22 protein-coding genes are annotated in these 23,318 nt (G+C 41.4%); 16 read left to right on the forward strand and 6 right to left on the reverse strand.

Annotated elements, in window-relative coordinates; all coding sequences use genetic code 11:
- Positions 1-158: 158 nt before the first annotated feature.
- Complete coding sequence (locus NSS76_RS07225) at positions 159-338, reverse strand: DUF5325 family protein (protein WP_024426900.1); 180 nt, start codon at positions 336-338, stop codon at positions 159-161.
- Between the two features lie 113 nt (positions 339-451).
- Between NSS76_RS07225 and typA the strand changes: the two genes are divergently transcribed.
- Both typA and NSS76_RS07235 read left to right on the forward strand, forming a co-directional pair.
- On the forward strand, positions 452-2,290 hold the full coding sequence (typA, locus tag NSS76_RS07230) for a translational GTPase TypA (protein ID WP_024424768.1): 1,839 nt from the start codon (positions 452-454) through the stop codon (positions 2,288-2,290).
- Positions 2,291-2,386: 96 nt separating this feature from the next.
- Positions 2,387-2,668 (forward strand): YlaH-like family protein, encoded by a 282-nt coding sequence (locus NSS76_RS07235; protein ID WP_044334035.1) that lies wholly within the window; start codon positions 2,387-2,389, stop codon positions 2,666-2,668.
- 31 nt (positions 2,669-2,699) lie between these two features.
- Here the strand turns inward: NSS76_RS07235 and NSS76_RS07240 are convergent, their stop codons facing one another.
- Positions 2,700-2,930 carry a YlaI family protein gene (locus NSS76_RS07240; protein ID WP_024424769.1) on the reverse strand — a complete coding sequence of 77 codons (231 nt, stop codon included), beginning with the start codon at positions 2,928-2,930 and terminating at the stop codon, positions 2,700-2,702.
- 102 nt (positions 2,931-3,032) lie between these two features.
- A complete protein-coding gene (locus tag NSS76_RS07245) occupies positions 3,033-3,650 on the reverse strand; it encodes a YhcN/YlaJ family sporulation lipoprotein (protein ID WP_185854374.1) in 618 nt (205 codons plus the stop codon).
- Positions 3,651-3,790: 140 nt separating this feature from the next.
- Here NSS76_RS07245 and NSS76_RS07250 point away from each other — a divergent pair, with 140 nt between their 5' ends.
- A complete protein-coding gene (locus tag NSS76_RS07250) occupies positions 3,791-5,113 on the forward strand; it encodes a PhoH family protein (protein ID WP_025092370.1) in 1,323 nt (440 codons plus the stop codon).
- Between the two features lie 15 nt (positions 5,114-5,128).
- Here the strand turns inward: NSS76_RS07250 and NSS76_RS07255 are convergent, their stop codons facing one another.
- Positions 5,129-5,611, reverse strand: coding sequence for a hypothetical protein (locus tag NSS76_RS07255; protein ID WP_087977216.1), 483 nt, complete (start codon positions 5,609-5,611; stop codon positions 5,129-5,131).
- A gap of 120 nt (positions 5,612-5,731) precedes the next feature.
- Between NSS76_RS07255 and glsA the strand changes: the two genes are divergently transcribed.
- The 5 genes from glsA (at position 5,732) to NSS76_RS07280 (ending at position 13,550) form a co-directional block, all read left to right on the forward strand.
- Positions 5,732-6,661 (forward strand): glutaminase A, encoded by a 930-nt coding sequence (glsA, locus tag NSS76_RS07260; protein WP_044334025.1) that lies wholly within the window; start codon positions 5,732-5,734, stop codon positions 6,659-6,661.
- Between the two features lie 122 nt (positions 6,662-6,783).
- A complete protein-coding gene (locus NSS76_RS07265) occupies positions 6,784-7,065 on the forward strand; it encodes a YlaN family protein (protein ID WP_003212509.1) in 282 nt (93 codons plus the stop codon).
- Between the two features lie 210 nt (positions 7,066-7,275).
- Positions 7,276-8,487: a putative lipid II flippase FtsW gene (ftsW, locus tag NSS76_RS07270; RefSeq protein ID WP_034621092.1), complete on the forward strand. Its 1,212-nt coding sequence runs from the start codon at positions 7,276-7,278 to the stop codon at positions 8,485-8,487.
- A 79-nt stretch (positions 8,488-8,566) separates the two neighbouring features.
- Positions 8,567-12,013, forward strand: coding sequence for a pyruvate carboxylase (gene pyc, locus NSS76_RS07275; protein ID WP_044334027.1), 3,447 nt, complete (start codon positions 8,567-8,569; stop codon positions 12,011-12,013).
- 100 nt (positions 12,014-12,113) lie between these two features.
- Positions 12,114-13,550, forward strand: a complete 1,437-nt coding sequence (locus tag NSS76_RS07280; RefSeq protein WP_268748934.1) for a cryptochrome/photolyase family protein — start codon at positions 12,114-12,116, stop codon at positions 13,548-13,550.
- A 37-nt stretch (positions 13,551-13,587) separates the two neighbouring features.
- Here NSS76_RS07280 and NSS76_RS07285 read toward each other — a convergent pair whose 3' ends face one another.
- Positions 13,588-14,511, reverse strand: a complete 924-nt coding sequence (locus NSS76_RS07285) for a COX15/CtaA family protein (RefSeq protein WP_044334038.1) — start codon at positions 14,509-14,511, stop codon at positions 13,588-13,590.
- Positions 14,512-14,904: 393 nt separating this feature from the next.
- Here NSS76_RS07285 and cyoE point away from each other — a divergent pair, with 393 nt between their 5' ends.
- From cyoE to ctaG, 6 genes are all read left to right on the forward strand, one after another.
- Positions 14,905-15,822 carry a heme o synthase gene (gene cyoE / locus NSS76_RS07290; protein WP_044334029.1) on the forward strand — a complete coding sequence of 306 codons (918 nt, stop codon included), beginning with the start codon at positions 14,905-14,907 and terminating at the stop codon, positions 15,820-15,822.
- A gap of 279 nt (positions 15,823-16,101) precedes the next feature.
- The gene (gene coxB / locus NSS76_RS07295; RefSeq protein WP_024424778.1) at positions 16,102-17,169 is read left to right on the forward strand and encodes a cytochrome c oxidase subunit II; all 1,068 of its coding nucleotides are present in this window, start codon (positions 16,102-16,104) and stop codon (positions 17,167-17,169) included.
- Between the two features lie 175 nt (positions 17,170-17,344).
- Positions 17,345-19,216 carry a cytochrome c oxidase subunit I gene (gene ctaD, locus NSS76_RS07300; RefSeq protein WP_024424779.1) on the forward strand — a complete coding sequence of 624 codons (1,872 nt, stop codon included), beginning with the start codon at positions 17,345-17,347 and terminating at the stop codon, positions 19,214-19,216.
- Entirely contained in the window at positions 19,216-19,836 is a 621-nt protein-coding gene (gene ctaE, locus NSS76_RS07305; RefSeq protein WP_024424780.1) for a cytochrome c oxidase subunit III, read from the forward strand. Before ctaD ends, ctaE begins: the two co-directional genes overlap by 1 nt.
- Before the next feature lie 2 nt (positions 19,837-19,838).
- Positions 19,839-20,168 (forward strand): cytochrome c oxidase subunit IVB, encoded by a 330-nt coding sequence (gene ctaF, locus NSS76_RS07310; RefSeq protein WP_024426910.1) that lies wholly within the window; start codon positions 19,839-19,841, stop codon positions 20,166-20,168.
- A gap of 30 nt (positions 20,169-20,198) precedes the next feature.
- On the forward strand, positions 20,199-21,077 hold the full coding sequence (gene ctaG / locus NSS76_RS07315; protein WP_024424782.1) for a cytochrome c oxidase assembly factor CtaG: 879 nt from the start codon (positions 20,199-20,201) through the stop codon (positions 21,075-21,077).
- A 73-nt stretch (positions 21,078-21,150) separates the two neighbouring features.
- Here the strand turns inward: ctaG and NSS76_RS07320 are convergent, their stop codons facing one another.
- Entirely contained in the window at positions 21,151-21,516 is a 366-nt protein-coding gene (locus NSS76_RS07320; protein WP_024424282.1) for a YugN family protein, read from the reverse strand.
- Between the two features lie 161 nt (positions 21,517-21,677).
- On the opposite strand from NSS76_RS07320, the gene NSS76_RS07325 reads away from it, so the two are divergent.
- A complete protein-coding gene (locus NSS76_RS07325) occupies positions 21,678-22,100 on the forward strand; it encodes a CBS domain-containing protein (RefSeq protein WP_029706548.1) in 423 nt (140 codons plus the stop codon).
- A gap of 122 nt (positions 22,101-22,222) precedes the next feature.
- Positions 22,223-23,266 (forward strand): CAP domain-containing protein, encoded by a 1,044-nt coding sequence (locus NSS76_RS07330; RefSeq protein WP_024424280.1) that lies wholly within the window; start codon positions 22,223-22,225, stop codon positions 23,264-23,266.
- Positions 23,267-23,318 lie beyond the last annotated feature (52 nt).

Here is a 23,318-nt window from a genome sequence, read left to right on the forward strand (position 1 = left end):
TTCTTGTCGAAAAATGGAGGGGTTCAGATTGCTTACTTTTGTCAACTCTTCAAGATACGTTCCGTCTGATGAATGAAGCTTTCATAGGTGATTTGTCTTGTTTTTACTCAAAATAAAAAGCCTTCTACATATAGAATGTAAAAGGCTTTTAACTAATTTTATGATTGCACGTTTAATTTTCTTTTTAATGTAAATCCTGTACCCATGAAAATCATGGCGAATACAATGCTTAGACATATACCCAGTATGTTTTTTTCTGCAAGAGTTACCCCAATAAACGCCATACTGACAACTGCAAGTAATGCACATAATAATAGAAGCCATTTGATTTGTTTCATATGTCCCCATCCCTTTTTTTAGAGTTAATATAAGTTTACAGAAAAACGATCGGCATTTAAAGGGGATTGTGATATAATATGAAAGTTATCTAATTATTTTAGGAGATGAAAATGTGAAACTTCGAAAAGACCTTCGCAACATCGCAATTATTGCCCACGTTGACCATGGTAAAACGACGCTTGTTGACCAATTGCTCCATCAAGCTGGTACTTTCCGTGCGAATGAAAATATCGCTGAGAGAGCCATGGATTCAAATGATTTAGAGCGAGAGCGCGGTATTACGATTTTAGCTAAAAATACTGCGATAAATTATAAAGATACACGCATTAATATTTTAGATACACCCGGACACGCCGATTTCGGTGGTGAAGTTGAGCGTATCATGAAAATGGTAGATGGTGTACTCCTTGTTGTGGATGCTTATGAAGGCTGTATGCCTCAAACACGCTTTGTGCTGAAAAAAGCACTTGAGCAAAACTTAACACCAATCGTTGTCGTCAATAAAATTGACCGCGACTTTGCTCGTCCGGCTGAAGTAGTCGATGAAGTGATTGACTTGTTCATTGAATTGGATGCAACAGAAGAACAGCTTGAGTTCCCAGTTGTCTATGCATCAGCAATCAACGGTACAGCAAGTAACGATGCGAGCAAGCAAGATGAAAACATGGAATCTTTGTTTGAAGCTATTGTGAACCATATTCCTTGCCCGGTTGATAACCATGAAGAGCCGCTTCAATTCCAAGTGGCGCTACTTGATTACAATGATTATGTTGGCAGAATTGGAATTGGCCGTGTATTCAGAGGAACAATGCAAGTAGGACAGCAGGTAGCCTTGATGAAAGTCGACGGCACTGTGAAACAATTCCGCGTGACAAAGATCTTTGGTTTCCAAGGGTTAAAACGAGTGGAAATCAACGAAGCGAAAGCGGGAGATCTTGTCGCTGTATCTGGAATGGAAGACATCAACGTAGGTGAAACGGTTTGTCCGGTAGAACACCAAGAAGCACTTCCAATCCTTCGTATTGATGAGCCGACACTTCAAATGACGTTTGTTGTAAACAACAGCCCATTTGCAGGCCGTGAAGGAAAATACGTGACATCACGTAAAATCGAAGAGCGTTTAGAGCAGCAGCTTCAAACAGACGTCAGTCTTCGTGTAGATCCAACTGATTCACCTGATGCTTGGGTTGTTTCTGGACGCGGAGAGCTTCACTTATCCATTCTCATTGAGAATATGAGACGTGAAGGATTTGAATTACAAGTATCGAAGCCAGAAGTTATTGTAAAAGAAGTTGATGGTGTTCGATGTGAGCCTGTTGAGCGCGTTCAAATTGATGTACCAGAAGAGCATACTGGCTCTGTTATGGAATCAATGGGTGCAAGAAAAGGTGAAATGATTGACATGATCAATAATGGTAACGGTCAAGTTCGCCTGATCTTTACAGTGCCATCACGTGGTTTAATTGGATATACAACTGAATTTCTTTCATTAACTCGTGGTTTTGGTATTTTGAACCATACGTTTGACAGCTACCAGCCAATGCAGTCTGGTCAAGTTGGCGGACGCCGTCAAGGTGTACTTGTTTCAATGGAAACAGGTAAAGCGACTGCTTACGGAATCCAAGGTGTTGAAGAGCGCGGTGTGATCTTCGTTGAGCCGGGTACTGAAGTATACCAAGGGATGATTGTTGGAGAGCATAACCGTGAGAACGACCTTGTTGTAAACGTAAGCCGTATGAAACAACAAACAAACGTACGTTCAGCGACGAAAGATCAAACAGTTAGCATGAAAAAACCTCGCATTATGTCACTTGAGGAATCTCTTGAGTACTTGAATGAAGACGAATACTGTGAGGTTACACCTGAATCAATTCGTCTTAGAAAGAAAATTTTAGACAAAAACGAACGTGAGAAAGCAGCGAAGAAGAAAAAGCTAGCAGGATTATCTTAATTCCATGAAGAATTAAAAAGATAGAACCCTGAAAGATAAGGGGAGGGAATCTTTTTGAATGATCAGGAAGTAAGTGAAAATCTATCCTTTTTCGCGATGCTGTTTCGTGTCGATGAAAATCCTCAAACAGGGATGTGGCTCCTATATGGCACCATCCTTGTTTTAGCGATTATTGTTTTTAAGCTCGGCTTTGCAAGACGTTTACCGATTTTAAAAGCGCTCGTGATTTATTTGTTTTTGATTTTTGGCTGCACGTTTCTCACATTTCTAGGAATCTTCCTGCCAGTAGCGGAAGGCCTTGTTGTGGCAGCTGCCATTTTGATTATTTATAAAATACGGCTGCATCGTGCGAAAAAAGAAGGAACAGTCAATACGTAAAAAAAGACCTGAACATGTGTCAGGTCTTTTTTTATGTCTTTTGTTCTTTCTTTCCTTTTTTCTTCTTTTTCTCTTTTGTCGCAGGATCCTGATAAAGAGAGAATCTGCCAGTTTTGATGCGAGCTTCAGTCTTTATTTTAATGCGTTCTTGGCAGTCATCGCACATATATGTATGAATTGGCCGGTTTCTTAACCGTTTAGCAACAAGTGTATCATCATCAATGGTTTCAAGCTTTTCACATAATGAGCACTTCACTCTCATCATTTTCACCTCACTTTAATGCATTTATTATAGCATGTTTTCCAGTCACTTAAAATCAGCGTAGAAAAAGGCTTATATCACAGGAGATATAAGCCGTTCTCATTATTTCTTCTGATTCATATGATGGTTTGATTGGTCGTTCTGATTTTTTTCTAACTGTTTTTGATCTCGTTCTTTGAGCTGATTATTCGGATCATTTGTCGGATCCTTTTCGTTACGGTCGATCTCATTTTTCGGCATCTCAGGCATCACGCGGCCGACAATGGCAGCCAGTTCATCCATAATACCGCTTACAGGACGGCCTGCTTGAATTTCTTTGCCCATTTCTTTTAAACGGCTGACTGTATCCGGATCAGCAACTACAACAGCATTTGCACCTTCCGGGTCATTTCTCAGCGCTTTTGCAACTGAATATTTAATGGTTTCTACTTTGCTTCTATCTAAATCATCTTTTACATCAATACCAACAACAGCATAGCGGCCGATGACGATTGCCGTTGCATCATTGACATCTGCTACGTGCTCTGTCACATTGACAAGATGCTCCGCAACATCTGTGGATGGGCGGGCTTGATCTGTCTTTTTCTTCGATGAGTCAGACACCCTTACTAAGTGCTGGCGTCCATCTTGCTCATCCAGCGCCTCTGGCTTTTCCTGCTGCTGGCAAGCGCCTAACAGAATGATCGTTTGAATCATGAATAATGTCAAAAATAGTCGCATTTATATTCCCTCCTTCACAAACTGCATGATTTATTTTATTGTTGAATTAACCTTCTAACTTTATTCATGAAAACATATATTTTAACAATCGTTTTGGGAAAGACAAGGATGAATGAAACCCCGATCAGGAGGCGAAGGACCTGAGTAAAATTTATGTATTAGACACAAATGTGTTATTACAGGATCCGAATTCAATCTTTTCATTTGAAGACAACGAGGTCGTCATTCCGGCCGTTGTGTTAGAAGAAGTAGACTCGAAAAAGAGATACATGGACGAGGTTGGGCAAAACGCCCGGCGCGTCTCACGTTTAATCGACGGTTTGAGATCGAAAGGGAAACTGCATGAAAAAATTACACTAGAATCAAAAGGGACGCTGCGCATCGAGCTGAATCACCGCTCTTTCCATGAACTTCAAGAAATTTTTATTGAAAAAACGAACGATAATCGGATTTTAGCGGTCGCGAAAAATTTGAGCTTAGAGGAAGAAACAAAGCCTCACGGCCGGCCTGTCATTTTGGTCAGTAAGGATGTCTTAGTCAGGGTAAAGGCAGATGCTATAGGTCTCCAAGCAGAGGACTTCTTAAGTGACCGTGTGCTGCAAAACGAAGACATTGATAACGGCTATCATGAGCTCTATATTCCGACCGAGCAATTGAATACATTTTATAAGCAAAGTCAATTGCCGATAAAAGAAGTCACAAGTGCACCATTAAACCCTCATCAATTTGTCATTATGAAGGGGAATGAAGGCGGTTCTGCTTTAGGAATGCTTGATCAAAAAGCAGAGCATGTGAAACGGCTTATTTATGATCAAGAGCATGTTTGGGGAATCCGTCCGAAAAATGTTCAGCAGACGATGGCCCTAGAGCTGCTATTGCGACGTGATATTCCGCTTGTGACATTGATCGGAAAAGCGGGTACTGGTAAAACACTCCTTGCACTTGCTGCCGGATTAATGCAGACAGAGGATCTCGGCATGTTTAAAAAACTGATCGTAGCCCGTTCCATTGTCCCTGTTGGCAAGGATTTAGGCTACTTGCCAGGTGAAAAGGAAGAGAAACTCAGACCATGGATGCAGCCGATTTATGACAACCTGGAATTTTTATTTAATACAAAAAAACCTGGTGAACTTGATGCGATTTTGGCGGGAATTGGTTCTATTCAAGTGGAAGCTTTAACGTATATCCGTGGAAGAAGTATTCCTGATCAATTTATCATCATTGATGAGGCGCAGAATTTAACGAAACACGAGGTAAAAACATTATTAACGCGCGTCGGAGAGGGAAGTAAAATCGTGCTGATGGGGGACCCGGAGCAGATTGATCATCCTTATTTAGACAGCTTAAATAATGGGCTTACGTATGTCATTGAGCGGTTCAAAGGTCAGCAAATATCTGGACATGTCAAGCTTGTCAAAGGAGAAAGATCTGGACTTGCACAGCTTGCAGCTGATTTGCTGTAGTCCAGACCCTCTGTCTTATGTAATGATGAGCTCTTTGACACCTTTTATCGGCTGAGTGAGGTTGGACTGATCTGCGAAATAAACGTGGATTGGTCCTTCTTCAGTCATCGGCTTCCCATTTTGGCTGAAGTGTGCAATGCTTTCCATTGCCTGAGAAAGCGGAACAGCAACTGTCTCTGTTTCTGTGACAAATTCGCATGTGTCTGCATGTTCAAGCGGTTCTGCATTTTTCAGCATATCACCCAGCTTCATCCCGAAGCTGCCTGTGATGAGTCTTTCCTTTTCGTACTTCTTCTCTGTTTTTAAAGTGGGTGGAAGTGTTTGTCCTTCTCTGATCACCCGCTCTTGGTCAAGCTCCTGATCCAGCTGACTTTCTTCATTTGCCGTGCTTTTTTCAAAAAATGAATCCATTAAAAATTTGCGGTCATCAAAAATCCATACACTTGGATCAATGGTGATCTTGTACTTTACGTTCCCCTTAATTTGAATGATGCTCATGTTCAAGACAACCCCTTTCCAACATAAATTATAGAAGTTTTCGCCTGCTTTGTCACTTTCATAAACATGCTTTTCCTTGTACACACTAATCGTACATGAAAGATAGGGAGGATGTTGGGCATGGCATGTCGTGACAATGAAGAGCTTCAGCGATTTGTAGAAGAAGCAAAAAAAGTGGCCAAAGATGGCAAAGTAGCATCCTATATTCCCGCTCTCGCCAAAGCGGATCAGACGGATTTATCTGTGGCTGTGTACCATGTGAGTAATACTTGCCACTCGGCAGGAGATGTAGATAAACGCTTTACCCTGCAAAGTATTTCTAAAGTATTAGCCCTTGCGCTCGTGCTTTCAGAAGAAGGGCCAAAAAAAGTCTTTCAATTTGTTGGACAAGAGCCAACAGGTGACCCGTTTAATTCAATGATTAAGCTGGAAACAGCAAGTCCGAATAAGCCGCTGAATCCAATGATTAATGCAGGAGCGCTTGCAGTCACAAGCTTAATAAGAGGAGCGACTCCGCAAGATCAGCTGAACCGCCTGCTTGGCTTTATTAGAGAGCTCGCAAATGACAAAAGCATTACATACTGCAAAGAAACAGCCGCATCCGAATTTGAGACATCGATGATTAACCGGGCTATGTGCTATTATATGAAGCAATATCATATTATTAGAGGGAACGTAGAAGAGGTCATGGATGTGTATACGAAACAATGCGCCATCATGATGAACAGCTTAGATTTGGCGAAAATTGCTTGTGTTTTTTCATTAGATGGCAGACATCCAGAGACGGGCAAGCAAATTCTTTCAAAAGATGTCGCTAGAATTTGTAAAACCTTTATGGTGACGTGCGGCATGTATAATGCAAGCGGGGAATTTGCCATTAATATCGGCATACCTGCTAAAAGCGGTGTTTCAGGCGGGATTATGGGAGCGGCACCATATGATTTTGGAATCGGAATTTTCGGTCCTGCCCTGGATGAAAAAGGGAATAGTATTGCTGGGATTAAGCTGCTTGAGCTCATGAGTGAAAAATATGAGATGAGTATCTTTTAATGAGAAATGTCTTCTTTTTATTTTCACAAAGCGAACTGTACAAATCTGCTTGCAATTTTGGGCGTTTCGCTTTATGATAAATAGAAGAATTAGGTACTCGCCTGGGGAACGGAGGGATACTTTTGGCGTCAGAAATTTTAGTCGATCATCGGCAAAAAGCACTGGCTTTATTAAAATTGGATGCAGATAAAATTTTAAAATTGATCCAAGTGCAAATGGACAACTTAACGATGCCGCAATGTCCTCTTTATGAAGAGGTTTTAGATACTCAAATGTTCGGATTATCGAGAGAGATTGATTTTGCTGTCCGGCTTGGATTAGTTGATCAACATGAAGGCAAGAAACTACTCGATAAACTTGAGAGAGAGCTTTCCGCACTTCATGATGCGTTCACAAAAAAATAACGATTGAAAACTCAAACTTCCACAACATAAGTTTGAGTTTTTTTGTCCCCTATTTTCTTTTGATGGATTGACGGCAAACGGACTTGATTCTTTCATGAATGACGAACAATATAAAAGAGGTAAAACGGGATCAAACGGAGAAAATGTAGTAGAATAAGAACAGCTAAGAAGATATCAAGCAGTAGAAACAGACGTTAGGAAGAGGATTATATGTTAAAGAGAATGCTAAAATCGTATGACTACTCATTATTGTTCGCCATTATCTTAATCAGCGCATTTGGTTTGGTTATGGTGTATAGCTCAAGTATGATTACATCTGTTATCAGATACGATGCCGCGCCAGATAACTTTTTTAAGAAACAGCTCTTATTTATGATTGTTGGAGCAGTCATCTTGATCTTTACAGCATTAGTTCCATATCAGCTGTTTTCAAATAAGAAATTCCAGATTGGTATGCTGCTGATTTCAGTTTTTTCCCTCATCTATGTGTACTTTGGCGGTCATATTGCAGGGAACGCAAGAAGCTGGATCAAATTAGGCCCTTTTAGTCTTCAGCCAGCTGAATTTGTAAAGATTGTCGTCATCATCTATCTTGCTGCGGTGTATGCCAAAAAGCAGCATTATATTGATCATATTTTAAGAGGTGTCACGCCTCCAATCGTGATTGTCTCTATCCTGTGCGGATTTATCATTTTGCAGCCAGACTATGGGACAGCCTTTATCATTGGCATGATTGCCCTTGCGATGATTTTATGCTCAGGCTTTAGCGGCAAAACGCTAGCGAAGCTGCTGGCGCTATTTAGTGCAGTAATGGTCGTCGTGACCCCGTTTATTATTCTTTTTTGGGATAAAATTTTCACGCAAAATCGTCTCGGACGTTTTGAGAGTTTCCAAGATCCATTTAAAGATGCAGGGGCTACTGGGCATCAATTGATTAATTCATATTATGCGATTGGATCAGGCGGCTTTTTTGGACTCGGTCTAGGAGAAAGCGTTCAAAAGTACGGGTATCTTCCAGAACCGCACACAGATTTTATCATGGCAATTATCTCAGAAGAGCTTGGTTTTTTCGGCGTGTTTTTTGTTCTCGCTCTTCTTGGTTTCATCGTCGTGAAAGGTTTTTACATTGCGAGAAAGTGTGAAGATCCGTTTGGAAGTTTGCTTGCAATAGGAATTTCCTCCATGATTGCGATCCAAACTTGTATCAATTTAGGCGGTGTTTCAGGTCTTATTCCAATTACTGGGGTGACACTTCCGTTTATCAGCTACGGGGGATCGTCTATCATTTTACTTAGCATCTGTATGGGAATGCTGCTGAATATCAGCATGTTTACTGAATATAAAGAGCGTTACAAAAAGAAAAAATCAATGAGCAAACCATCAGTTGAAAAAAATGGATTGCAGAAAACTTTGAATCTTTAGAAAACAAAAGTGTACAGTTTTCATTTCTTCCTTTATTATAGAGTACATATAAAATTTTAAGGGATATGGAGGAGTGAGAATGTCACAGAGAACAATTCAAAAGGTTCTAGTTGCAAACAGAGGGGAAATCGCTATCAGAGTCTTCAGGGCCTGTACGGAGCTCAATTTACGTACAGTAGCCATTTATTCCAAAGAAGACTCGGGCTCTTATCATCGCTATAAAGCTGATGAAGCATATCTAGTTGGAGAAGGGAAGAAACCGATTGATGCCTACCTCGATATCGAGGGGATCATCGAAATTGCAAAACGAAATGACGTGGATGCGATTCATCCAGGCTACGGATTTTTATCCGAAAACATTCATTTTGCAAGACGATGCGAAGAGGAAGGCATTCAATTTATCGGTCCAACTTCTCAGCATTTAGATATGTTTGGAGATAAAGTAAAGGCGAGAGATGAAGCGAAAAAAGCTGGTATTCCAGTCATTCCAGGAAGTGACGGACCAGTTGATTCGGTCGAAGAAGTCGAAAAATTCGGTGAAGAATACGGTTACCCGTTTATTATTAAAGCTTCACTAGGCGGCGGCGGCCGGGGTATGCGGATTGTCAGATCAAAAGAAGAGCTGAAGGAAGCCTATGACCGTGCGAAGTCAGAGGCAAAAGCTGCTTTTGGAAATGACGAAGTATACGTTGAAAAGCTGATTGAAAATCCAAAACATATTGAAGTGCAGGTGATTGGAGACAATCACGGCAATATCATTCATTTATATGAGCGTGACTGCTCTGTTCAAAGGCGGCATCAAAAGGTCATTGAAGTGGCGCCAAGTGTGTCTCTAACAGATCAATTGCGTGAAGATATTTGCGAAGCGGCTGTCCAGCTGGCCCAGAATGTATCGTATATTAATGCAGGGACTGTAGAATTCCTAGTTGCAAATGGAGAGTTTTACTTTATTGAAGTCAATCCAAGGGTGCAGGTAGAACACACGATCACAGAAATGATTACAGGTGTCGATATCGTTCAAACCCAAATTCTTGTTGCAAAGGGGCATAACCTTCACAGCAAAGAAGTTGGTATTCCAAAGCAAGAAGATATCTTTACACACGGCTTTGCCATTCAATCAAGGGTCACAACAGAAGATCCTTTAAATGACTTTATGCCAGACACAGGAAAAATTATGGCCTACCGCTCAGGTGGGGGATTTGGTGTACGTCTTGATACAGGGAACAGCTTCCAAGGTGCGGTCATTACACCTTATTACGACTCACTATTGGTCAAGCTGTCTACATGGGCGCTCACGTTTGATCAAGCGGCTGCTAAAATGGTTCGAAATTTACAAGAATTCAGGATTCGCGGAATTAAAACTAACATCCCATTTCTTGAAAATGTGGCTAAGCATGAGAAGTTCCTAAAAGGGGAGTACGATACATCGTTTATCGACTCAACGCCAGAGCTATTTAATTTCCCTAAGCAAAAAGACCGCGGAACGAAGATGTTGACTTATATTGGTAACGTTACCATTAATGGGTTCCCGGGTATTGCGGAGAAAAAGAAGCCTCATTTTGACAAGCCAAACGTACCGAAGCTTCCTCTCAATCAAGAGATTCCGTCTGGGACAAAACAATTGTTAGATACGCATGGACCTGAGGGGCTTGCCAACTGGGTGAAAGAACAAAGTAGCGTCCTTTTAACTGACACAACCTTTAGGGATGCGCATCAATCTCTGCTTGCGACACGCTTTAGAACACATGATTTAAAGAAAGTTGCTCAGCCAACAGCAGGTTTATGGCCAGAGCTGTTTAGTATGGAAATGTGGGGCGGCGCTACATTTGATGTTGCGTACCGTTTCTTAAAAGAAGATCCTTGGGAACGATTGAAAGAGCTTCGTCAAGAAGTGCCAAACACGCTGTTCCAAATGCTATTAAGATCATCAAATGCTGTCGGATATACAAACTATCCAGATAATGTGATCAAAGCATTTGTAAAAGAATCAGCCGAGGCAGGCATTGATGTGTTCCGTATTTTCGACAGCTTAAACTGGGTCAAAGGCATGACGCTTGCCATTGATTCTGTTCGGGAATCAGGCAAAGTGGCAGAGGCGGCGATTTGTTATACGGGGGATATTCTTGATCCATCTCGTCCAAAATATGATCTTGGGTACTATGTATCTCTTGCAAAAGAGCTTGAATCTGCCGGCGCACATATTTTAGGTATTAAAGATATGGCGGGGCTATTAAAACCGCAGGCAGCCTACGAGCTAGTCTCTGCTTTAAAAGATGAGCTTACGATCCCTATCCATCTTCATACGCATGACACGAGTGGAAATGGACTGTTCACCTATGCAAGAGCGATTGATGCAGGTGTTGATATTGTGGATGTTGCCGTCAGCTCTATGGCAGGACTCACATCGCAGCCAAGTGCAAGCTCACTTTATTATGCTTTAGATGGACATGAAAGAAAGCCAGACATGAATGTCCAATCTGTCGAACGCCTTTCTCAATACTGGGATTCCGTCAGAAAATACTATCATGAATTTGAAAGCGGCATGAATTCGCCTCATACAGAAATTTATGAGCATGAAATGCCCGGCGGTCAATATAGTAACTTGCAGCAGCAGGCGAAAGGTGTCGGTCTTGGCGAGCGCTGGAATGAAGTAAAGGAAATGTACAGACGTGTGAATGACATGTTTGGTGATATTGTAAAGGTAACACCATCCTCTAAAGTAGTTGGAGATATGGCACTTTATATGGTGCAAAATGATCTAACAGAAGAAGATGTTTATGAAAAAGGCGCAACACTAGACTTCCCGGATTCTGTTGTGGAATTATTTAAAGGCTATTTAGGCCAGCCGCATGGCGGATTCCCAGAAAAGCTGCAAAAACTGATTTTAAAAGGGGAAGAGCCTCTTACTGTCAGACCTGGTGAGAAGCTGAAGCCAGTGGACTTTGAAGACATTAAGAAGCAGTTCAAAGAATCTCATGACCTGACGTTAACAGAGCAAGACGCAATTGCGTATGCCTTATATCCGAAAGTCTTTTCTGAATTTGTCCAAACAGCAGAAAGCTATGGTGACATCTCTGTTCTTGATACACCAACGTTCTTCTACGGGATGAGGCTTGGAGAAGAGATTGAGGTAGAAATCGAAAAAGGAAAAACTCTGATTGTCAAACTCGTATCAATTGGTGAACCGAATCCAGATGCCACAAGAGTTCTTTACTTTGAGTTAAATGGCCAGCCGCGTGAAGTAGTGATTAAGGATGAAAGCATCAAATCCTCTGTTCAAGAAAAAATGAAGGCGGACCGCTCGAATCCAAATCACATCGCCGCATCAATGCCAGGCACTGTCATCAAAGTACTCGTGGAAAAAGGGCAGAAAATTTCTCAAGGTGAGCATTTGATGATCAATGAAGCCATGAAAATGGAAACGACTGTACAAGCTCCATTTTCTGCGGTTGTAGATGAAATACATGTGACAAATGGAGAACCGATTCAAACCGGTGATCTGTTAATCGTATTAAAGCCTGAATAATAAGTGAGACACATCCACCGTGATGTGTCTTTTTTTTGAGCGCATTAAAATGTGCAGCAGCCAGTGAGAGTGATTACACTATAGAGTGAGGTGAAGAAGGTTGGAAAACATTGTTGTGATTTGGTTTCGCCGGGATATGCGATTAGATGATCATATCGCCTTATCAAAAGCGATCACATATGCAAAAAAACACGAGTACAAATTATTTGCTCTTTATCATCTAGATCCATTTTTTACTGAAATGGACCTCGATTTAAACAACGAACATTTTTTTCAAAACTTGGCGCATTTCGTCAAGGAAGCAAGAGAATCTCAAACGTATATTCACCTTCTCTATGGAGATGTCTTGCGTGCCTTTCAGCAAGTTATCGATGTCTATGACATCAAAGCTGTCTTTTTTAATGAAGATCAAGTGGGAATCGGTCAAAAGCGTGACCATCAAGTAACCGCTTTTTTAGAAAAGAAGGGCATTCATGTGTCAAAATGGCAAGATACACACCTTCACGGGGCGCAAGATATTTTAAAAGCGGATGGCACTCATTATCAAGTGTTTACTCCATACTATCAATCATGGCGAAAGCAAGAGAAGCAGATTGTGATAAAAGTTGACAAATCATTTCTCAGTAGCGCTCATACGATTTGTGATGAGTCACTTTCACACAAAGGGAATGACAAACTACGCAGTATAATCATGAGATGCTCAAGAAAATTTGATCAAATCGGCTCACACAAAGCGATGAACACGCTGCATGACTTTATCCAAAAAAGACTAACACGTTACCATGAAAAACGAGATATGCCATCTGTTTTTGGAACGAGCAAGCTGTCACGTTTCTTAAAAACAGGGACCATCTCAATTCGAACGATCTTTCATGCGGTACATGAGGAAGCACTGTTTGAAGACGAGGGCAGAGAAACCTTTATCAAAGAGCTGGCGTGGCGAGATTTTTACCATATGATTTATGCTCATTATCCAGAGATGAAAGAAAAAGAAATCAATTCGGCGTTTCAAGGGATGAAATGGAATGAAGATGAGACGCTGTTTGAAGCATGGTGTAAAGGTGAAACAGGCTTTCCCCTCGTTGATGCAGGGATGAGACAGTTAAATGAGGAAGGCTGGATGCATAATCGTTTAAGGATGGTCACCGCCTCATTTTTAACAAAGGATTATTTGATTGATTGGAGAAAGGGAGAAGCGTATTTTGCAAAAAAGCTTGTGGATTATGATGAGGCTTCGAATATCGGAGGATTTCAGTGGGCAGCTTCTGTTGGGACAGATGCCGTGCCGTACTTCCGTATTTTTAACCCAACGACCCAGTCGAAGCGGTTTGATCCAAGCGGGGAATATATTAGAAGATATGTACCAGAGCTAGAGCATGTTGATGAAAAATGGATTCATGAACCAAGTAAAATGCCGATAGATGAACAACTGAAATCGAGCTGTGTGCTAGGTGATACATACCCGCTGCCGACAGTTGATCACAAGGAAAGACGCAAAAAGGCCATCTCGCTATTCGAAGAAGCAAAACAACAATAAAAAATCCCCCTCTTCACATGATAGGGGGATACAATTCTTATCTAAATGGCTCTTTGCTTTCATATTTAAACCGGGCAATGAGTAAGCAGAAGTAGCATAGTACCCCAAACAAACAAGAAATAAAGAATGAATGAGCCAGCGCGTAACCAAGTGCAAGATGAGAATAAACAGACATCACACCTGAAATGGCTTGAAGTGTAATCAGAATGGCTGAGATAATCCACCCATAATAAATCTGCTTCTGTTCTTTATAATGTTTCATGGCATGGAACATTGCGACAAATATCCAGACGAATAAAAGAAGTGCTGCTGCTCGGTGAGACATTTGAACCCACTGATTAAAATACGTTGGAAGTGCACCGTCTTTTGAACAAAACGGGAACACAGAGCAAGCAAGACTTGACTTTGTATGTCTCACATAAGCACCCGTATATACCACGATATACGTATACGTGATCACTCCATAAATATGGAACTGCATTTTTTTGCCGATATGAAGCGGCTTCACAAGCTTTGTTTCAGATCTGGTTGCTTCAAAGACAAGAAGTGCAAGCAGTAATACTGAAGCAAATGAAATGAGTGAAATACCGAAGTGCAGTGCCATTATAAGTGCGTTAGAGCCAAATACGACGGCAAGAGCTCCTAACAGCGCTTGAAGCATTAAGAATATAATGGACATGATGACCAAGAATTTGGTTTCACGGAATACTGGACTAATTTTTTTCCAGCATAAGACCGCCAGTGCCAGAACAAGAATGGTGGAAACCCCTGTTGACATGCGGTGACTCCATTCGATGATGGAAGCGGGGTTCATTTCAGGAAAGAAACGACCGTGGCAAAGGGGCCACTGTCTACCGCAGCCAAGACCCGAACCGGTTTTCGTCACAAGCGCACCGCCAATCAGTACGATCAGCATCACAAACGTTGTGATCACGCTCAATAGCCTTAAAGCAAATTTCATCAAATTATTTCACCTTCTCTAAAAAACTTCTGATGTAAATGAAAACCTCACATGCTCTCAAGTTTAAGCCAAATGCGTGTTCTGTTGCAATTCATATTGACCAAAGTTCACAAAAAAATGATATGTTAGTTCACAAAGTTTACAGATTTAGAGTGCTTGATCTTTCTTTGACAGTCTGATAGAAATAGAGGAGAGAATATTTCATTTTGCACCGCCTTCTGAAACACACATATATCCTAATAAATTCACGAAAAGTTCACAAATAACTTCAAGTTTGTCGTTTATTATTTAATAGGATGTTTTTTTACAGCTGTTTATCTTGTATGATAGAGTTGTAATGATTTTACGTGTCATTCGTTCGTTTGAAGGTTTGGGCAAGGGAGGTTATACACATTGGCAAATTCCAAAACAGCCGCGGAAGCAGCTATTCATGGACAAATAGAAGAAACAACAGCGTGGAAAGATTTTCTTGCTCTGATTAAAATGGGCATCGTCAATTCCAATTTCATTACGACATTTACTGGAATGTGGCTTGCTTTTTATTTTTCAGGTATGAGTTTTCTTGGAAATCTTGATATTGTGCTGTTAACAATGATTGGTTCTTCTCTTATTATTGCCGGTTCATGCGCAATTAATAATGCGTTTGACCGTGATATTGATATATTAATGGAAAGAACAAAAACAAGACCGACGGTTACAGGTAAAATTCAGCCGGGGCAAGCGTATGCATTTGGCATTCTGCTTGTTGTATTAGGACTCATTATGCTTCTGATGACAACCATTACATCAGCAGTGATTGGATTTATTGGAGTCTTTACTTATGCGGTTCTTTACACCATGTGGTCTAAACGCCATTACACCATCAATACAGTTATCGGAAGTGTATCTGGCGCGGTTCCGCCATTAATCGGCTGGACAGCTGTCACAGGTACAATCGACACAATGGCTTGGGTTTTGTTTATGATTATGTTCATTTGGCAAATCCCGCACTTCCTGTCACTTGCGATTAAGAAAACGGAAGATTACCGTAAGGCGGGCATTCCAATGCTGCCAGTTGTTTACGGCTTTGAAGTCACAAAACGCCAGATCATCATTTGGACAGCATGTCTTCTTCCGCTTCCATTTTTCTTAGGTGGATTAGGATGGCCGATTGTCGCACTTGGTACATTGCTTAATATTGGATGGCTTGTTATTGGCCTTATGGGCTTTAAAATGAAAGACATCATGAAGTGGTCAACGCTCATGTTCGTTTATTCATTAAACTACTTAACCATCTTTTTCGTAGCGATGATTATTATTACACTATTCTAGAGTGAAATACACTTTGATCACATCAAAACAATGGCTATATCTTATAACACAACATTTTCTAACAACTATGAAAGCCGCCTGATATTCAGTTCTATTTAGGCGGCTTTCTGTTTATACATAGATGGTATTTTGAGTAAAAACATCATTTTTTTATGAAAAGAGGAAATGTAAGTGCTTTTATAAGAGGCGGGGGTTATTGATGGGTGAGAAGTGATTTTATAAATAAGAGGTAAAAAGCGAAAGGCAAAGGAGATCAAGCAAAAGGGGTTGGGACAAATTATGATAAGAAAATGGCGTGTTTATTCACTGTTTCTCTTACTGACGCTCGTTTTGGCGGGCTGTGGTGAACCATACTTATCAACACTCAAGCCTGTTGGGGAAGTAGCAGATAAACAGTTTTTCCTAACGGTACTGAGTACACTCATTATGGTTCTTGTCGTCATTGTTGTATCGATCATTTTCTTTTACGTCATCATTAAATTCAAACGTTCTAAAGTGGGAGAAGATACGATTCCAAAGCAGGTGGAAGGGAACCGCAACCTGGAAATCACATGGACAGCGATTCCGATTCTTCTACTCATTATTCTCGTTGTACCTGTTGTGGCATACACGCTTGAACTAGGGGATACAAGCGCTATGGATAAGAAAAAACGAGATCCTGAAAAGACACTTGTTGTCAATGTAAGAGCCAGCTTATATTGGTGGGAATTTGAATACCCTGATTATGGGATTGTCACAAGTCAGGAATTGATCGTACCAACAGATCAGAAGGTATATTTTAAGCTGAAAGCGTCCGATGTCAAACACTCATTCTGGATTCCATCGGCTGGCGGTAAAATTGATACAAACACAGATAATGAGAACAAATTTTATTTAACCTTTGACTCGAAACGAACGAAAGATGCAGGGGAATATTTCTACGGGAAATGTGCGGAGCTGTGCGGGCCGTCACATGCTTTAATGGACTTTAAAGTTAAAACGCTTTCTCAAGATGAGTTTTTAGGATGGACGAAAAAAATGGCTGATTACAAGAAGCCTGAATCCACAAAAGATCTCGCTTTAGAGGGTGAAAAGCTATTTAAAGAGAAAAACTGCTTAAGCTGTCACGCAGTAGAGCCTGGTGACGAACGGCCGGAAGCAGCAAGGACTGCACCAAACCTTGCGACCTTCGGAGAGCGGACGAAAGTAGCTGGAATTAAAGACATGAACAAAGAAAATGTGAAAGCATGGCTGAAAGATCCAGAAAGCTTTAAACCAGGTAATAAGATGACAGGAACGTACCCTAAATTAAATGACTCAGAAGCAGATGCACTTTACGAGTATTTAAAAGGTCTTAAAATCGAGTAACAACTAGAGCAAATATTCAAGAGGGTATGTGATCGATGTGAAGTTTTTGTTAAGAGCTCCCGAATATGTCTCTACAACCGAGAAGTCGTCATCTGTCAGACATAGTCTGTTTAAAGGATCGTGAAGAAAGACATCTATATGAAAAGGGGCAAATGGGAGATAAGAGGGGGATTTCATGGTGAGTACAATAGCTAAAAAGCGGGGGTTTGGCGCTGTCTTATGGGATTACTTGACAACGGTTGACCACAAAAAAATTGCCATATTATATTTAGTGGCAGGGGGATTTTTCTTTTTGGTTGGCGGCCTAGAAGCGATGTTTATCCGTATTCAGCTAGCCATCCCTGAAAATGATTTTGTCAGTGCAGGGGTTTACAATGAAATCATGACGATGCATGGAACGACAATGATTTTCCTTGCAGCTATGCCGCTGTTATTTGCATTAATGAATGCGGTAGTACCAATTCAAATTGGTGCACGTGACGTAGCATTTCCGTTTGTGAATTCACTTGGTTTTTGGTTATTCTTTTTCGGAGGAATTTTCTTAAACCTTGGATGGTTTATGGGCGGAGCACCTGATGCAGGCTGGACTGCATACGCTTCGCTCACACTGAATTCAGAAGGGCATGGAATGGATTTCTACATTTTAGGTTTACAGATCGCGGGTATTGGTACGCTGATTGCAGGAATTAACTTTCTTGCAACGATTATTAATATGAGAGCGCCTGGTATGACGTATATGAGAATGCCGCTCTTTACTTGGACGACATTTGTCGCCTCCGCACTTATTTTATTCGCATTCCCTCCGCTGACAGCAGGGCTTGCGATGCTGATGCTTGATAGAATGTTTGACACGAGCTTTTTCAATCCAGAGCTTGGAGGAAATACAATCATCTGGGAGCATTTGTTCTGGATTTTCGGACACCCAGAAGTATATATCTTGATCCTGCCGGCATTCGGAATCTTCTCTGAGATCATTCCGGTGTTTGCAAGAAAAAGATTGTTTGGTTACTCGTCCATGGTGTTCGCTACTGTATTGATTGGTTTCCTTGGATTCATGGTGTGGGCGCATCACATGTTCACTACGGGGCTCGGACCTATCGCCAATGCGATCTTTGCTGTAGCGACCATGGCAATTGCGGTGCCAACAGGAATTAAAGTATTCAACTGGCTGCTCACGATATGGGGCGGTAATGTGAAGTTTACAACGCCGATGCTTTATTCTGTTGCCTTTATTCCGTCGTTCTTACTTGGCGGGGTAACTGGGGTCATGCTTGCAGCAGCTGCAGCGGATTATCAGTTCCATGATACGTATTTTGTTGTCGCGCATTTCCATTACGTCATTATCGGCGGGGTTGTATTCGGTATTCTAGCAGGTGTGCATTACTGGTGGCCGAAGATGTTTGGAAAAATACTGAATGAGAAGCTTGGAAAAATTGGCTTTGTGCTGTTTTTCATCGGTTTCCATTTAACTTTCTTTATCCAGCATTTTCTCGGTTTATGGGGCATGCCGCGCCGGGTCTTTACGTTCCTGCCAGGTCAGGGTCTCGAGCTTGGGAACTTAGTCAGTACGATTGGGGCACTGTTTATGTTTGTAGCTGTTGTGATCATGCTGATTAACATCATCTGGACAACAGCAAAAGGAGAGCGGGTATCGAGCGATCCTTGGGGAGATGGAAGAACACTTGAATGGGCAGTTTCTTCGCCTCCGCCAGAATACAACTTTAAACAGCTCCCGCTTGTGAGAGGACTAGATCCATTATGGATTGAAAAAATGGATGGTAAAAAAGGAATGACAGCATCTGAACCGCTCGATGATATTCACATGCCGAATAACTCCATTTTGCCTGTCATTATCTCATTCGGTCTATTTGTGTCAGCGTTTGGTTTCATGTATCGTCAAGAGCACAGCTGGGGGCTTCCGGTGATCTTCATTGGTCTTGGTATTACGTTTGCGACCATGCTGGTTAGGTCTTTGAAAGATGATCATGGATACCATATTCACAAAGAAGATTTGACTGACGACGATGATAAAGGGGTGAAAGCATAATGGAACCACAAAAAATGACGGCGGAAACCTTTCCGGCTTCTCCCGAGAAGGCCACGTTAGAAGGGAAGAATAAGTTTGTCGGGTTCTGGCTGTTTCTTGGAGGAGAAACCGTTCTGTTTGCATCGCTTTTCGCCACTTATTTGGCGCTGAAAAACTCAAATGCAGGCGGAGCAAAAACAACTGATATGTTTGACCTCACACTTGTCTTTATTGCCACAATGCTTCTATTAACAAGCAGTTTAACGAGTGTGTATGCCATGTATCATATGAAAAACTTTGCCTTTAAAAAGATGCAGCTTTGGCTTGGTATCACGGTCCTTTTAGGTGCTGGATTTTTAGGGGTTGAGATTTATGAGTTTTATCACTATGTGCATGCGTATGAATTTACGATTACCAGCTCTGCTCTTGGTTCTTCCTTCTATACACTTGTAGGAACTCACGGAGCTCACGTCGCCTTCGGACTTTGCTGGATTACCGCTCTTATGATTCGAAATATGAGACGCGGACTCGATTTATACAATGCGCCGAAATATTATGTGGCTAGTCTCTATTGGCACTTCATTGATGTTGTGTGGGTCTTCATCTTTACCGTTGTATATTTAATGGGAATGGTGGGATAAGAATGGGAAATAAAAACACAAATCAGTCCAAAGTCGACCTTGTATATCGTAAAAAGAAAAATGCCGAAGAAATGAAGCATCAGCTCATTTCTTTCGGCTTGATGATTGGATTAACATTTGTTGCGTTTTTAACGATCGCCTCAGAAGACGTTGGGAATTGGTTCGCAGTACCATTTATTTTACTGCTTGCAGGCATTCAGGTGGCTTTTCAGCTTTATTATTTTATGCACATGAACCAAAAAGGGCATGAAACACCCGCCTTGTTTCTATACTCAGGTGTGTTTGTTGCGTTTATTACCGTATTAGCCTTTTTGACCATTATATGGTGGTAAACCCGCTTTGCCCTTGAAGGAGGCGCAGCAATGGAGAACTTAGAAATTTTCGGATTTCGGGCTTTATGGAGCCCTTATTATTTGACTTGTATTGTGATAGCAGCTGCTCTTTATCTGCTTCTTGTGACAAAGGGAAAGCACCGTGCGACGGTGAAAGAGAAAACGTTATTTCTGACGGGGCTTGTTCTGTTATATGCTGTGAAAGGAAGCCCAATTGATTTAATGGGGCATATTATGTTTAGTGCACATATGGCGCAAATGGCGGTGCTGTACTTAGTCATCCCGCCTCTCCTTATTACAGGATTGCCTCCAGCTATTTGGGAGCGGATCATTCAAACACCAGGTATTCAAGCTGTTTTCCGTTTGTTTTCCAAACCTTTAATTGCACTGCTTGGGTTTAACGGCTTGTTTTCGCTGTATCACATTCCGCTTGTGTTTGATTTTGTGAAAACAGATCCGTTTTACCACGCAGTGATGACGGTGGTTATTTTTATCGCTGCCTTTTTCATGTGGTGGCCGCTTGTCCATAAAGTTCAAAGTCAGCCGCAGATCACAGGCATTTTGAAGCTTGGATATATCATGGCAGACGGGATATTGATGACACCGGCCTGTGCACTCATCATGTTTAGTGAAGCACCGATCTATGCAACCTATTCAGATGCCGGCGCATGGATACAAGCACTGCATTTATGTGTGCCAAGTGATATGCTTGCAGGCCTTGCCCTCACTGGCCCTGATATGTTCCACACCTTGCCGCTGCTAGAGGACCAGCAGCTAGGTGCGATTTTGATGAAAATTATTCAGGAGATTGTGTACGGCTCTATTCTTGCTGTTGTCTTCTTTGACTGGGCAAGAAAAGAAAGAGCAAAAGATGCCGTACCAGATGCGCTTATTCCGAAATATGAATAAAAAAAGCACAGCCATCTGGCTGTGCTTTCATCTTAGAAAAGGGCTAAAATAAAGATCATTTCAGCCCTTTGTTTTATGCTTCAGCCGTCATGGCTTCTAGTTTTTCCTTCAGCTGTGCAAGTGTTTTTTTGCTTGATTGGATGAGAGACTTAGGGAATTCTTCGCCTTCGCCGTATTCAACGCCATGTGGATAGTAATGTTTTCCAAGTAACGGTGTTAGAAGCTGAATGTGTGCTTTTTTGGAACCGACATCTCCTTCAGTGGCGTAGCCGGAAATCCGTAAATAAAAGGTTCCCTCTACCATGCTGTACTTTCTGTCGTATGTCACACGCTCATAATCCCATTGATCGGCTCGTACAAATCCTTCACTTTCCATAATGAAATCTAATTTATTTAAGTCAGCTGATACCTTTTCAATCCCCGTACCTTCAAACTTCACCCAAAACCCCTCCTTATAAAATTTCCCTTTACTGACAATCATAGTATGAAAGCGTTAAACTTTCAACTGTGAAAGGTATGTTCTTTTATAAGCTGGTTACAGTAATAAAGAAAATAACGGATGGAGGAATCAACGTGAAAACGAAAAAAATCAAAGATATTATGACCAAAAAAGTAGTGACATGTAATCAAGATGACAATACGTATGAAGCAGCAGTCAAAATGAGAGATGCTGATATTGGTGCCATTCCAGTGGTTGACGGAGATCAGCTCGTAGGAATAGTGACAGACCGTGACCTTGTGCTTAGAGGCATTGCAGAAAAAAAGCCAAACTCACAGGAAGTAGGCTCGCTGATGACAAAGGAAGTATTAACAGCTGAAGAAGATGCAACACTTGAAGAAATTGTCCGGCTCATGTCAGAGCATCAGCTCCGCCGCATTCCCGTTGTGAAAAACGGCGCATTAACAGGGATTGTCGCTCTTGGAGATTTATCAGTCGAAGATTTATCAAATGATCGCGCGGGAGAGGCACTGACAGAAATCTCTCAACAGGATCAAGATCATGGACAAGGATTTCTTCATTAAGAGGGGCATATTTTAAATTCGTGTTAAATAGGCTGTATTGTCGTTGATAAATGGAGCAAGTTTTGTTTAAATGACAGTAGAAGGTACTTTTTGTACCTTGCCAATTTAACGGAGGTGTTTATTTGAAAACTGTGCTCAAAACACTCCTCATCCTCCTGATTATATCTGGAACGTACGTTCTTTTTATTCAATATGGATCTTCACCAGAAAAAGAAAACAGCAATGAACCGAAGGTGTCTAATGAAGAAACATCTAGCGATAAGCCGATCAACATCCCAAAAAAAGGGCTCATGTCCTTTATGGGGAAATCTTCAAACGAAGTGCTTAAACAGCTGGGAGAACCAGATCGAATTGATCCTTCCGCATATGATTATGACTGGTGGATTTACAACCAATCGAAGAAGCACTATATTCAAGTAGGGGTAAAGGATAGTAAAGTGGTGACCTTGTTTGCTACAGGAGACGGTCTGAATGTAGAACCGTTTAAAATCGGTCAAGCCACGAGTGAAGTATTTAAGAAAACACAAATTGCACCTTACATTCATGTGGAGGATGAACAAAATTCATACCGCTTTGAATTCTCAGAAGATGATATGAATACAAGACCCACTGTGAAAGTGGGAGATGATGTGTATGTTCAGCTTTACATGGATAAGTTTGAAAGCACCCTTTCAAGTATCAGGGCCTTCAACGCAGATACATTTGTGAAACAAAAGCCGTATGAGGTGGTCTACCGAGGTCAATTGGTAGAACCTGAGGCGATATCAGGCGAAAAGTGGAAAGATATCGAAGCTTCCAGTCAAAAACAAATTTTTGATATGACCAATATTATCCGCCATAAGTACAACCTGCCGATCTTAAAGTGGGATGATGAAACCTCTGAAGTGGCCTTCATGCATAGTGAGGACATGAAAGAGAATCATTATTTCTCCCATGAATCTAAAAAATACGGTACGCTGAAAGACCGGTTAGAAAGAGGCGAGGTGGGCTTTCAGCTCGCAGGTGAAAACATTGCCTATAACTATGTCGATGGACCTGCAGCGGTAGAGGGCTGGCTCAATAGTGAAGGTCACAGGAAGGCGTTATTAAATAAAGATTACACGCATCTTGGCGTAGGGGTGAAAGAAAAATATTACACCCAAAATTTCATCAAGAAAACTTCTTAAACGAAAGCAGCTGCATGGTCGCAGCTGTTTTTTTGATGTTTAAAAAGAGGCT

The organism is Bacillus sp. FSL R5-0654, from assembly GCF_038008745.1.
Lineage (GTDB): Bacteria > Bacillota > Bacilli > Bacillales > Bacillaceae > Bacillus > Bacillus safensis.